At 55.0% G+C, this 12107-nt stretch carries 12 protein-coding genes; 6 read left to right on the plus strand and 6 right to left on the minus strand.

Annotated features, from left to right (window positions below; all coding sequences use genetic code 11):
• Positions 1–140 precede the first annotated feature (140 nt).
• From DUD43_RS15060 to DUD43_RS15070, 3 genes are all read right to left on the minus strand, one after another.
• Positions 141–2621, minus strand: coding sequence for a TonB-dependent siderophore receptor (locus DUD43_RS15060; RefSeq protein WP_153230913.1), 2481 nt, complete (start codon positions 2619–2621; stop codon positions 141–143).
• A 136-nt stretch (positions 2622–2757) separates the two neighbouring features.
• Positions 2758–3741, minus strand: coding sequence for a FecR domain-containing protein (locus tag DUD43_RS15065; protein ID WP_153230914.1), 984 nt, complete (start codon positions 3739–3741; stop codon positions 2758–2760).
• On the minus strand, positions 3738–4262 hold the full coding sequence (locus DUD43_RS15070) for a sigma-70 family RNA polymerase sigma factor (protein ID WP_153230915.1): 525 nt from the start codon (positions 4260–4262) through the stop codon (positions 3738–3740). Before DUD43_RS15070 ends, DUD43_RS15065 begins: the two co-directional genes overlap by 4 nt.
• Positions 4263–4431: 169 nt before the next feature.
• Between DUD43_RS15070 and DUD43_RS15075 the strand changes: the two genes are divergently transcribed.
• Positions 4432–4965 carry a DUF1697 domain-containing protein gene (locus tag DUD43_RS15075; RefSeq protein ID WP_153230916.1) on the plus strand — a complete coding sequence of 178 codons (534 nt, stop codon included), beginning with the start codon at positions 4432–4434 and terminating at the stop codon, positions 4963–4965.
• Between the two features lie 94 nt (positions 4966–5059).
• Here the strand turns inward: DUD43_RS15075 and DUD43_RS15080 are convergent, their stop codons facing one another.
• Positions 5060–5407 carry a DUF2834 domain-containing protein gene (locus DUD43_RS15080; RefSeq protein WP_228125814.1) on the minus strand — a complete coding sequence of 116 codons (348 nt, stop codon included), beginning with the start codon at positions 5405–5407 and terminating at the stop codon, positions 5060–5062.
• Between the two features lie 321 nt (positions 5408–5728).
• Here DUD43_RS15080 and DUD43_RS15085 point away from each other — a divergent pair, with 321 nt between their 5' ends.
• Positions 5729–6208: a GNAT family N-acetyltransferase gene (locus tag DUD43_RS15085; RefSeq protein WP_228125815.1), complete on the plus strand. Its 480-nt coding sequence runs from the start codon at positions 5729–5731 to the stop codon at positions 6206–6208.
• A 28-nt stretch (positions 6209–6236) separates the two neighbouring features.
• Here DUD43_RS15085 and DUD43_RS15090 read toward each other — a convergent pair whose 3' ends face one another.
• On the minus strand, positions 6237–6635 hold the full coding sequence (locus DUD43_RS15090; RefSeq protein WP_153230918.1) for a GFA family protein: 399 nt from the start codon (positions 6633–6635) through the stop codon (positions 6237–6239).
• 469 nt (positions 6636–7104) lie between these two features.
• On the opposite strand from DUD43_RS15090, the gene DUD43_RS15095 reads away from it, so the two are divergent.
• The 4 genes from DUD43_RS15095 (at position 7105) to pyrF (ending at position 10444) form a co-directional block, all read left to right on the plus strand.
• Complete coding sequence (locus DUD43_RS15095; RefSeq protein ID WP_153230919.1) at positions 7105–7392, plus strand: co-chaperone GroES; 288 nt, start codon at positions 7105–7107, stop codon at positions 7390–7392.
• A 34-nt stretch (positions 7393–7426) separates the two neighbouring features.
• On the plus strand, positions 7427–9073 hold the full coding sequence (gene groL / locus DUD43_RS15100; RefSeq protein WP_153230920.1) for a chaperonin GroEL: 1647 nt from the start codon (positions 7427–7429) through the stop codon (positions 9071–9073).
• A 154-nt stretch (positions 9074–9227) separates the two neighbouring features.
• The gene (locus DUD43_RS15105; RefSeq protein WP_153230921.1) at positions 9228–9611 is read left to right on the plus strand and encodes a diacylglycerol kinase; all 384 of its coding nucleotides are present in this window, start codon (positions 9228–9230) and stop codon (positions 9609–9611) included.
• Positions 9612–9616: 5 nt separating this feature from the next.
• Entirely contained in the window at positions 9617–10444 is an 828-nt protein-coding gene (pyrF, locus tag DUD43_RS15110; protein WP_026485466.1) for an orotidine-5'-phosphate decarboxylase, read from the plus strand.
• A 396-nt stretch (positions 10445–10840) separates the two neighbouring features.
• On the opposite strand, the gene DUD43_RS15115 is transcribed toward pyrF, so the two are convergent.
• Positions 10841–12094, minus strand: coding sequence for a CaiB/BaiF CoA transferase family protein (locus DUD43_RS15115; RefSeq protein ID WP_228125816.1), 1254 nt, complete (start codon positions 12092–12094; stop codon positions 10841–10843).
• Positions 12095–12107 lie beyond the last annotated feature (13 nt).

Consider the following 12107-nt stretch of genomic DNA (forward strand, 5'->3'; position numbering starts at 1 on the left):
AAAGGCTTGAGCAGTTGGTTTTAACAACTCCACTAGCCCTATACAAAAAACAGGCCGGACTCCTTTGGGAGCCGGCCTGTTTTTTCGCCATTAATGCAATATCAGGACGTAGACGGAACGACTGCTACTGATGTTCAGTATCAGAAGCGCCCACGCAAGGTCAAGGTCGCGTTACGTGGTTCGCCATAGAAGCTGCCCCAGCCCGGCGCGCCAATAGTCTGGTAGTACTTCTTGTCGAACAGATTGTTGACGTTCAATGCGGCCGACCAGTTCTTGTCGAACTGATACCCCACCCGCGCATTCCATACAGCATAAGAAGCCTGCGCCACTCTCACGCCACGAGTTTCAGTATGGCTACCCGTCTGAAAGTTCACCCCGCCGCCCAGATTCCAGGCCGAGTAAGCGCCGGGCAATTGATAATCGGACCACAAACGGAACATATGCTTGGGCGTGAAGGTACGGCCAAACGCAGTCGGTTGCACCTCGGTATCATCAAGGAACTTCAAGGTATTGAAGGTATAGCCAGCAAACAGCTGCCAGCCGGGGGCCAACTCGCCACTAATCTCGGCATCCACACCTTGACTGCGCACTTTACCGCTGGACAGATAGCACAGATTGCCTACCGAGCACTGGCTGACCATATCCTGCTGTGCACGGTTTTTCTGATCAATACGGAACAAGGCTACCGAAGCATTGACGCGTCCATCCATCAGTTCCCCTTTCAGACCCAGCTCGTAGTTCTTGCCCTGAATGGGATCAAGTACCTTGCCGGCAGCATCCAGAGAGTTTTGCGGCTGAAAAATCTCCGCGTAGCTGGTATAGACCGACCATTCAGGTGTGACATCGTAGATCAAGCCGCCATAAGGCGTGACCACGCCGCTTTCCTTGAACGGATCAGAGTAAGTCAGGCCCGTGTCGCGATAGCGGTTGGTATTTTCATACCAACTGACACGAGCCCCCGCCACCAGAGTCAAAGGCTCGGCCAGACTGAACCGACCTACCCCATACACGCCCTTTTGCTTCATCTTCACAATATTGGCATCACCGCGATAAGCGTTCTCGCGCAACCAATCGTCTGAAGGCTCCGGTACATGGTGGTCCAGATTCCAGATATTCACCGACCGGCCCATGCGGGCCAGGGCAAAGTCACTCTTGCTGGTCAACTCGTTATAACTGGCACCAACGCTCAAGGAATGCTTGCGGCCCAGGGCTTCAAAAGCCCCGTTTACCTCCAGATCCAGCGCCTTGTTGCGTGTGGAGAAATCAAACAGACCGGCATACATGGACAAGCCTTGGCCGGTCAGGGGATTTACCGCCCCCTCCAAAAAAGCATATTTGGAGTCGTTTGACTCTTCCGTGGTCGAACCGGTAAAACGCATCGACCAGTCTTCGTTGAAGCGATGCGCCAACTCTGCAAATGCCGAAGTCTGCGTGCTATTCCAACTATTCCAGTCCTGCCCCAAAGATATGGAGCGCTTCAAGCCCAGATCTTCACCCGTGGAGGAATGCGGCAAACCATGAAAGAAGGGTGTGGCGCGCATCTTCTCATAGCTCAATCCACCTGTCAGCTTGGTACCCGGGCTGAAGTCATAACTGAGCACGCCATACAAAACGCCGGTCTTGCTGTCTGCCCCATCATAAAAATAGTCGTGCTGGTTGTGGCTGGCGACGGCACGCCCTTTCAAGGCACCGTCCTCACTGAGCGGGCCAGTAACATCCAGATCGGCTCGGTAGTTATTCCACGAACCACCACTGACCAGCATGTCCAACTGGTTTTCTGCCAGAGGACGCTTACGCACCAGATTCACCGCCGCACTGGGCGAGCCCGCACCTTGGAGCAAGCCTGTCGCACCACGGATGATCTCTACCCGATCCAGCAGCACGGTATTGCTGGTGAAGCTATTGGCCTGTGGATAATAGAAAGCGCGATTAACACCATCAAACTGAAAGCTATCTACCTGAAACCCACGCGAGAACACGTAGTTCCCGCCCATGGGGCTTTTATAAAGCGTCATGCCCGTGCTGTTGGCCAGCACATCATCCAGCGTGGTGGCATTTTGATCGTCCATGCGCTGACGCGTCACCACCGTCACGGACTGCGGGATTTCTTTCAGGCTTTGCTGTCCTTTGCCTATGGTCACGGCGCGGGTGGTGTAGCTGCCCGAACCCTCTGTCGCGGCATCCCTGGCCCTACTTCTGACTTTTACCGATTCCAGCATGGACACGCCAGGTGCCTGCTGGGCGATACGACGCAGGTGATAGCCTTCGCCATTACTGTTCGCGACCGCTTGCAGGCCAGTCCCGCTCAACAAGATATCCAGCCCCTGCTCGGCGGTATATCGACCGCTTAGCCCTCGAGTCCTTACGCCACTGGTCAGATCCGGCGATGCAGCTACCGTTACTTTGGCAGCAAGGCCAAACTGTCCCAAAGCTGTATCCAGGGCTGCGGGCGCAATCGCAAAAACAATGCCGCGCTCCGATGCTGCCTGCGCCCAGCTGGTAGCAGGCATGACAAGCGGAGCAGCAGCCATCGCAAGGCCTAGTGCCAGACGCAAATAAGTGGGCCGTACTCTGGGGCTGGTAAAGACAGCAGGATGGGATGAGGACTGACTTGGAGGCATGACTGAAATTCCTGGTTCGTCGAATAAAAGGATTAAACCCCTGGCGCCTCGGGGTCTATCACTATGTCTAACGAAGCAGAATCAGGAATCTTCGCAGCAGTTACAAATTAGTTTCGGTAAAGGGCGAAGGCAGTCATCAAGCCTGCCCCACGCTGACCCAATAACGGGTGCGATAGCGCAACTGCAACTTCAGAACATCGGCCAGTACTTCCAGAGCCTTGTCGGTGTCATCAATACGGAAGGCACCCGTGACGGTCAGATGAGCGACCTCGGGATCACAACGCAGAACACCGGGGCGATAACGGCTTAGCTCTTGCAGGAACAGATCCAGACGCATGCGATTGGCCACCAACATGCCTTGCGTCCAGGACGGCTCTGCATCTTGCAGCGGCTGAGGCGATGACATGCTGTGTCGACCGAACTCAATCTGCTCACCCGCGTGCAAGACCTGCGAAGCGGATGCGCTATCTGCAGGCTCCACCCGCACCGCCCCCTCAAAAACCGCCAGCCGTGTTGCAGCCGCCTCATCATCCATCTGCCGCACCGTAAAGCGCGTACCTAAGGCTGTCAGCAAACCATTGGGAGTTTCAACCGTGAAGGGACGCGCAGCCAGATCCTTTGCTGTGGAAATCAGGATTTCGCCACGACGCAGGTGAATGTGACGCTGTTGCGCGTCGTAGCGCAACTTCACGACGGAACCTGTATTCATCGTCAGCACCGTACCGTCCGGCAAGCTCACAACCCGCTGCTCACCAGTCGCTGTGCGATACACGTCTGCGCTATCAAACAGACCCTCGTGCAATCCGAGCCAGCCCAAGGAGCCAGCGGCCACGCCGCCCAACATCCATTTCATGACATGACGACGTGAACGGCGTTCGCAATAACGCAAGATAGTTTGCCCCGCGACAGGCGCAGCGGCGGAGCCACCAATCGCAGCATTCAAATTCTGGCTGATTCCCTGCAGGCGCTGCCATGCAAGTTCATGACGGGCATCCGCTTGTCGCCATTGCTGACAGGCTTGCTCCATGGAAGCATCCGGCCCATCCCCAAGCCGCATCATCCACTGCGCAGCCTGTTCAATAATGTCGGGATGCAAGGCCTCGGGACGGGACGTACTCATGCGTATAGCACCGCATAGCAATACTGCCAGGCCTTGACCATATCGCGCTGCACGGACTGCACTGAAATCCCCAGTGTCTGCGCCACTTGCTGATACGCCAGCCCTTCTACTTGCACCAGCACAAACACCTTGCGCACCCGTGCGGGCAACTGCTCCATCATGCGGCACACCGAATCCAGCGCTTCCACCACCAGAGCATGGGTCTCCGGACTGGGCTCCACTTCCACACTACGTGCAGCCAGAGTTTCCAGATAAGCCTGCTCAATAGCCTGCCTGCGCCACTGATCGATCAGCAAACGCTTGGCTACCGTCGTCAGAAATCCACGAGGTTCGGAAAATACAGCGGTGGATTGACTGCGGATTACCCTCTCGAAGGTGTCATGCGCCAGATCAGCAGCATGGTCCGTATTGCCGCTAAGCCGACGACGCAACATCTGCACCAGCCAGCCGTGATGCTCACGGTACAGGCTGACAAACTCGTCAGAAGAAGCGAAATCGGAAGGGCCGGAGGTCGGGCTCATTCAAACAGTAATGGGAATGATTTCTAATTAAGATTCGCATTGTACCTGTACTCGGAAAAAGGCGAACTTGGAAAATCAAACCAGACACTGTTTTTAAATACAGCATAAAATAGCAGGCCAAAAATCCCGCCTGCGCGGCAACACCACAACGTCACAGCAAGAACACACCATGAACACACAGATTCTTTTATTGCGTGGCGTCATGCCTACCGGCAAAAACAAAGTACTGATGGCACCGCTACGGGCGGCTTTGGAAGCGGCGGGTTTGCGGGACGTCAGAACCTATATTCAAAGCGGCAATGCCATTGTGTCCACGGAGCTTGAGCAGCCGGAACTGGAGCAACTAGTTCATCACGCCATCAAGGAAAACCTGGGCGGGGATATTCAGGTGATTGCCCGGACACCAGCCTATTTCATGCAGGTCATGGCGAACAATCCCTTCAAGGACCAGCCCTCCAGCCAACTGTATTTCACCTTGCTGCGTTCACCGGCAGACAGCGCACTACTGCATGCCTTCCTCGCCCTGGAACACGCGCCGGATCAGGTGCGCGTCATTGATGACATCGCCTATATCCTGTGCGCAACCCGGTATCGAGACCTGAAAGCGAACAATAATTTCATCGAGAAAAAGCTCAAGGTCGTTGCCACTACGCGTAACTTCAACACGATGAGCAAGCTGATTGCCTTGAGTACGGGGAATTAGGCAGTGGTTTGCAGAGCATCACAATAACTGAGCATTCGCTGCCCCCTAAAGGAGCAGCATCAAGCAAACCAGCGTAATGCTCTTAAGAGTGATTTCAGGCCCGGATAGCCCTGGACGCGGCCAGATGTCCTTCCCGCAGAAACAGGAAAAACGGCAAGGCCAATGATGGGCCTACCGCCAGACACAAAAGGGGTAACCACAGGCGTTGCATCGCAATCCTGTTCCCTTCGACAAGAATAAACACAGCAACTGCGATACCCGAAACTAAAACGTCTGCCCAGGCAAAGGCGGAGATAGAGCTGGAGGTGGCTTGCTGTAGCAAGAGCGGCAGGTTCAGCCCATAGGCGGAGAGCCACGGAACAAACTGCGACAGAGGCAATGCCGCGCCGAGGACGGCGAGAAGAAGGTAGATGTTCCGCACGATGTTTTTTGCTTTGTCCAAGAGGTGGTGGGGGGAGTGGATCGTGCACTCCCCTATATGAACTGCCCTGCATATATACCGGATATTAGAGCTGTGCGGGCCGCAGTCGAACGCCACTGAGCTTTGAGCTTTGAGCTTGCTGTATTGTTCATCGCTTAATTTTGAATCGTGTTTACTGATCTATATATTGAGGCGAGCATCAGGCAGTTGCCTAAACGGCGCGGCTGCTTTCGACCCAAAGGAGACATTCACAGTTCGACTGTTCTTTCCGAGAAATATAATTGAGGCATGAACGAAATGATCCAACTGGCTAATTCAAGCCAATAGCAAGCCATAGCATTATTGGTCAACAAAGCATACCGACCAGATGCGAATTCAGGTGGTTGGACGCACGAGTCAGATTTAGTCGCTGACAGTAGAGCCTCCCCAGAGCAAATAGCTCAACAGATGACTCCTAACTCACAAGTGTTGGTGGCAGTTCGCAACGATGAAATCGTCACTTGCGTTCAAGTTACTTATGATAAATCGGATTGCTGGATAGGAATGCTTGCCACGCTTCCCACAGAGCAAAATTCGGGAATGGGTAAGAAAATGCTTTTGGCGGCCGAAACTTATGCCATCAAGAACTTTGCCCCTGCGCGTTTGATGATGTCGGTGCTTTCATCACGCCCCGAATTGCTCAGTCTCTATCAGCGTAGAGGTTACAAGCTCACAGGCAACACTACCAACTACCCATTGAATGCAGGTGTAGGCACGCCGCTATTGAATGACCTTCTTGTCTTGGAACTGAGCAAGATGCCTCCAGAGATTTCAATGGATTGAAAGGCTCCTTCCGGCCGAATTTGGGCACTTATTCGCACGGCAACCCGACGTGTTGAGGTAGGTCATCGGTAATCTCAAACCAAGATGCTTTATTGGCGACGAATACGTGCTTTTCTGGGCGAACACCTGGATCATCGTCTAGCGCTCCTAGCGGTAATCCGTAGATGGATGGATGATTGTCAAATCGACTAAGCAAGGGCGTGCCGCATATGCGGCAAAATCCTCGGTGGTTGCCTTGTGATGACTCATACCAAGTAATTTGGCTTTCACCACTAACCCATTGAAAATCGCTCACGGATACCGCTGCTCTAGATCGAAACGCAGCGCCGTGTGCCTTGCGGCACATTGAGCAATGACAATTAAGTCCCCCTGATAGAGGCCCGGAAATTTTGTAGCGAACACTGCCACATAAGCAACTACCAATCATTTGTGGGTTCCTTGAGGTCATGCGAAATGAGGCTTACAGAATATTCGATACCGAAGAGGTTCGTCAGCAATCTATTTGCTTTGTCTAATGTCACCTCCTGGCCGAAAGCGGCCAACTGTTTGGTGTTTGTTCCATAAATGGACTCCGAAGTCCATAAAACCAACCAAACAAGGGATTTCCAAAACTTTCCATAAGTCCTCCTCAGCCTCATACCCTCCACTGACACCCAGTTGGACTGCTATTCAGAGTTCAAAACTGAGTGACGGAAGCTCAAACCTCGGTGCCCCTCTCCCCCTCCAACACCCCCACAACCCCACGCCCCAGGACAAATATGTAACACCAGCCCCCGGGTGCTCTTGAAATTAGAAAAGTCGTCCCTATAATTAGCACTCGAAGGGGTTGAGTGCTAAAGCGCCTCGCCCCCCAATCGGACTCACAACTAAAGTCATATTTAAACAGGAGTTTCTCCATGGCACTGCGTCCTTTGAACGATCGTGTGATCGTCAAGCGTCTGGACAACGAACGCACCACCGCTTCCGGTATCGTTATCCCCGAGAGCGCGACTGAAAAGCCCGATCAAGGCGAAATTCTGGCCGTTGGCCCCGGTAAGAAAACCGAGGACGGCAAGGTTCTGCCGCTGGATCTGAAAGTCGGCGACAAAGTTCTGTTTGGCAAGTACTCCGGCCAGGCCGTCAAGATCGACGGTGAAGAGCTGCTGGTGATCCGCGAAGAAGAAATCTTCGCCGTGATCGAATAAGTACCGCCAACGAAAATTCAATAGGATTCAAACCATGACCGCAAAACAAGTTTACTTCGGCGACGACGCACGCACCCGCATCGTTCGCGGCGTCAACGTTCTGGCCAATGCTGTTAAGACCACCATGGGCCCTAAAGGCCGTAACGTTGTTCTGGACCGTTCTTTCGGCGCTCCTACCGTTACTAAAGACGGTGTGTCCGTTGCCAAAGAAATCGAACTGAAAGACAAATTCGAGAACATCGGTGCTCAACTGGTTAAAGAAGTTGCTTCCAAGACTTCCGACAACGCCGGTGACGGTACCACTACCGCTACTGTGCTGGCTCAAGCCATCGTTGAAGAAGGCCTGAAGTTTGTTGCCGCCGGCATCAACCCAATGGACCTGAAGCGCGGTATCGACAAGGCTGTTGTTGTGGTTGTTGACGAACTGCGCAAGCTGTCCCGTCCTTGCACCACCAGCAAAGAAATCGCTCAAGTCGGTTCCATCTCGGCCAACAGCGACCACTCCATTGGTGAGATCATCGCCAATGCCATGGACAAAGTCGGCAAAGAAGGCGTGATCACCGTTGAAGACGGCAAATCGCTGGAAAACGAACTGGACGTGGTTGAAGGTATGCAGTTTGACCGCGGCTACCTGTCCCCTTACTTCATCAACAACTCCGAGAAGCAAGTTGCTGTTCTGGACGACCCGTTTGTTCTGATTTTCGACAAGAAAATCTCCAACATCCGTGATCTGCTGCCCGTACTGGAGCAAGTTGCAAAGACCAGCCGTCCTTTGCTGATCGTTGCTGAAGACGTGGAAGGCGAAGCCCTGGCTACTCTGGTTGTGAACAACATCCGCGGCATCCTGAAGACCACTGCTGTTAAAGCCCCTGGCTTTGGCGACCGTCGTAAAGCCATGCTGGAAGACATCGCTATCCTGACTGGCGGTACCGTGATCTCCGAAGAAACCGGTATGTCCCTGGAAAAAGCGACTCTGGACGACCTGGGTCAGGCCAAGCGCATTGAAGTGGCCAAAGAAAACACCACGATCATCGACGGCGCTGGCAACGGCACCGACATCGAAGCTCGCGTGAAACAAATCCGCGTTCAGATCGACGAGTCCACTTCCGACTACGACCGTGAAAAACTGCAAGAGCGCGTGGCCAAGCTGGCTGGCGGTGTTGCCGTGATTCGTGTTGGCGCTGCCACCGAAGTCGAAATGAAAGAGAAGAAAGCCCGCGTTGAAGACGCCCTGCACGCTACTCGCGCAGCCGTCGAAGAAGGTATCGTTCCTGGCGGTGGCGTTGCACTGATTCGTGCCCGCTCAGCTGTTGCCCAACTGACTGGCGACAACACCGACCAAGACGCTGGTATCAAACTGGTTCTGCGTGCTATCGAAGCTCCTTTGCGCACCATCGTCTCCAACGCCGGCGAAGAAGCCAGCGTGGTTGTTAACCAAGTGGCCAGCGGCACCGGCACCTACGGTTACAACGCTGCTACTGGCGAATACGGTGACCTGGTCGAGCAAGGCGTTCTGGACCCAACCAAGGTGACTCGCACTGCCCTGCAAAACGCAGCTTCGATCGCCAGCCTGTTGCTGACCACCGAAGTGGCCGTGACCGAAATCGTGGAAGACAAACCTGCTCCAGCCATGCCTGACATGGGTGGCATGGGCGGCATGGGTGGTATGGGCGGCTTCTAAGCCACACATCAGCACCCCGATTCGGGCGGAAATTGATCACTTCTGCCCTGATCGCCACGCTTTTAGTACAAAAACCGGATGGATTTTTCCATCCGGTTTTTTTTCGTCCAAGCAAACCCCTATAATCAGGGCACTTCAATCTGCAGCTTCCTTCATGTCAGACTCTCCATTCAAAAGCAAAGGTGGTTTGGGCCGCCTGTTCAATGCCTTGCGCTACTCCAGTCAAGGCCTGGCCGCTGCCCTGCGCCACGAGGCTGCCTTTCGCCAGGAACTGGCATTGGCTGTCATCCTGACTCCACTGGCATTCTGGCTGGGGCAAACCCCGGCGGAGATTCAGGTCTTGCTGGGCACACTGGTCTTTGTGCTGGTGGTGGAGCTGTTGAACTCGGCCCTGGAGGCCCTGGCTGACACCATTACCCTGGAGCATCACCCCTTGATCGGGCGCGCCAAGGACCTAGCCAGTGCTGCCGTGCTGCTGTCCCTTATTTTTGCTGGTGCCGTCTGGCTCAGCTTTTTGTATAGCCGTTTACTTTCCTGATTCCCATGACATTCATAGAAAAACTGAACCGTGCCTGGACGGACAACCAATCCATGCTGATGGTGGGTCTGGACCCAGACCCTGCCCGCTTGCCTTTGGAGCTGGCCAGCAAACCCGGCGCGATTTATGAGTTCTGCAAAGCGATTGTGGACGTCACCGCCGACTACACCTGCGGCATCAAGCCACAGATTGCCTACTTTGCCGCTCAGGGTGCCGAGGATCAGTTGCAAGACCTGTGCGACTACATTCGCAGCCGCTACCCTCACCTGCCCATTGTGCTGGATGCCAAACGTGGGGACGTGGGTTCGACAGCCGAACAGTACGCACGCGAAGCTTTTGAACGCTACCGCGCGGATGCCGTCACGGTCAGCCCTTACATGGGTTTTGACTCGGTAGAGCCGTATCTGGAGCACAAGGACAAGGGCGTGATCGTGCTGTGCCGCACTTCCAACCCCGGTGGCTCGGACCTGCAATTCATGGAAATGGCTGACGGCACCCCGCTGTACCTGCACGTGGCCAGCCTGGTGGCAGAGAAATGGAATACGAACGGCCAATGTGCTTTGGTGGTCGGCGCAACCTTCCCCGAGGAAATCGGTAAAGTGCGTGCCCGTATTGGCGATATGCCTTTGCTGGTGCCCGGCATTGGTGCACAAGGTGGCGATGTGGTCGCAACCGTTGCTGCCGGTATGGACTCGCAAGGTAACGGCATGATGATCAACTCTTCGCGCGCCATCCTGTACGCCAGCCGTGGCGATGACTGGCGTGATGCGGCACAAGCTGCGGCAATTGCTACGCGCAATGCCATTAATGACGCACGCAACAAGCAACGTTGATTGATGGCCCTCCCGGCTTGTTGAACAAGTCCGGGGATCGCGACAGCGACAGCGACAGCGACAGCGACAGCGACAGCGACAGCGACAGCAATTAGTGTAGATATAAGAAAGCCCCACTCACTTTGGATTGAATCCAAGTGAGTGGGGCTTTTTATTTATTAGGCTATGACCGATAGGTCCCGCTCAGGCTCAGTTGAACCTTAAGCGTAAGAAGCAACTTCCCCCCTACTGAGTCACGAGCCCCAGGCCAGGGTCTGAGCTGTATTTCAGGTAGCAGGAGCGGTGTCAATCGGACACTGCTCCTGCCACAAGTCCAAACGCTAAACCAGGCCTGCGCCTCGACTCTGGCACTGGCACTGGTTCAAATTCTGGTTTGGCTTTGGCTTTTAACCCTAGTCAAACCTGGTTCCGGTTACGCCACTGCTTCAATTCCAGGCTATCCGCCCCGAGCAAACTCTCCAGAGCCTGCTCCGTATGTTCGCCCAACTGCGGCGGAGCCATCCGATAGGACACCGGGCTATCTGAAAAACGCATGGGGCTGGCCGTCATGCTGACCTTCCCTGCCTGGCTATGGTCCAGCTCGATCCGCATGTTCCGGGCCTGAACCTGCGGGTGCGAGAACACACCATGCAGATCATTGATAGGCCCGGCTGGCACGCCAATCTTGTCCAAAGCTTCCAGCCAATAAGCACTGGGGTGCTTTTGCATCGCGGCACTCAGGATCTGCTCCAGCTCGTCCCGGTGTTTGACACGCTGGCTATTGATGCGGAAACGCGCGTCCTTCACCACTTCCGGATGGCCAATCGCTTCGCAGTAAGCCGCGAACTGACGGTTATTGCCGATAGCCACAATGATGTGACCATCTTCCGTCGGGAACACCTGATACGGCACCAGATTCTGATGTGCATTGCCCGCCCGCTTCGGCGCCTGCCCGCTGACCAGATAGTTCATGTTCTGGTTCGCCAGCATGGCAACCTGACAGTCCAGCAGAGCAATGTCGATATGCTGCCCCAAGCCACTGCGTGAGCGTTCAAACAAGGCGGCCAGAATGCTGCTGGTGGCATACATACCCGTCATCAGGTCCGCGACAGCAACCCCCGCTTTCTGGGGGCCACCGCCGGGCTTGTCGTCACGCTCGCCCGTCAGGCTCATCATGCCGCCCATGGCCTGGATCATGAAGTCATAACCCGGCCGCTCGGCGTAAGGGCCTGTCTGGCCAAAGCCGGTAATCGAGCAGTAGATCAGACGGGGGTTGATCTCTTTCAGGCTGGCGTAGTCCAGGCCGTATTTGGCCAGGCCACCCACCTTGAAGTTCTCGACCAGGATGTCGCATTCCCGTGCCATGGCACGCACCACATCCGCCCCTTCCTGGCTGGCAATGTCCAGGCTGATCGACTGCTTGTTACGGTTGGCGGACAAGTAGTAGGCCGCTTCAGCCGTATCTTCCTGTTCAGGTGTCTGCAAAAAGGGCGGGCCCCAGGCGCGAGTATCGTCGCCGGTTTCGGGCCGCTCTATCTTGTAGACATTGGCCCCCAGGTCGGCCAGGTTCTGTGTGCACCATGGGCCAGCCAGAATGCGTGTCAGATCCAGAACCCGGATGCCATCCAAAGGGGCAGGACGCGTCGCCTGCGAGGCGTGCTGATCGCTCACGTTACAGTGCTCC

It is taken from the genome of Alcaligenes faecalis, from assembly GCF_009497775.1.
Classification (GTDB): domain Bacteria; phylum Pseudomonadota; class Gammaproteobacteria; order Burkholderiales; family Burkholderiaceae_B; genus Alcaligenes; species Alcaligenes faecalis_D.

What these genes read in the sequence shown, in the direction of transcription:
- groL (WP_153230920.1), top strand. Translation starts at nt 7,427, where the DNA reads ATGACCGCAAAACAAGTTTACTTCGGCGACGACGCACGCACCCGCATC.
- pyrF (WP_026485466.1), top strand. Translation starts at nt 9,617, where the DNA reads ATGACATTCATAGAAAAACTGAACCGTGCCTGGACGGACAACCAATCC.
- DUD43_RS15065 (WP_153230914.1), bottom strand. Translation starts at nt 3,741, where the DNA reads ATGAGTACGTCCCGTCCCGAGGCCTTGCATCCCGACATTATTGAACAG.
- DUD43_RS15060 (WP_153230913.1), bottom strand. Translation starts at nt 2,621, where the DNA reads ATGCCTCCAAGTCAGTCCTCATCCCATCCTGCTGTCTTTACCAGCCCC.
- DUD43_RS15090 (WP_153230918.1), bottom strand. Translation starts at nt 6,635, where the DNA reads ATGATTGGTAGTTGCTTATGTGGCAGTGTTCGCTACAAAATTTCCGGG.
- DUD43_RS15075 (WP_153230916.1), top strand. Translation starts at nt 4,432, where the DNA reads ATGAACACACAGATTCTTTTATTGCGTGGCGTCATGCCTACCGGCAAA.
- DUD43_RS15095 (WP_153230919.1), top strand. Translation starts at nt 7,105, where the DNA reads ATGGCACTGCGTCCTTTGAACGATCGTGTGATCGTCAAGCGTCTGGAC.
- DUD43_RS15105 (WP_153230921.1), top strand. Translation starts at nt 9,228, where the DNA reads ATGTCAGACTCTCCATTCAAAAGCAAAGGTGGTTTGGGCCGCCTGTTC.
- DUD43_RS15070 (WP_153230915.1), bottom strand. Translation starts at nt 4,262, where the DNA reads ATGAGCCCGACCTCCGGCCCTTCCGATTTCGCTTCTTCTGACGAGTTT.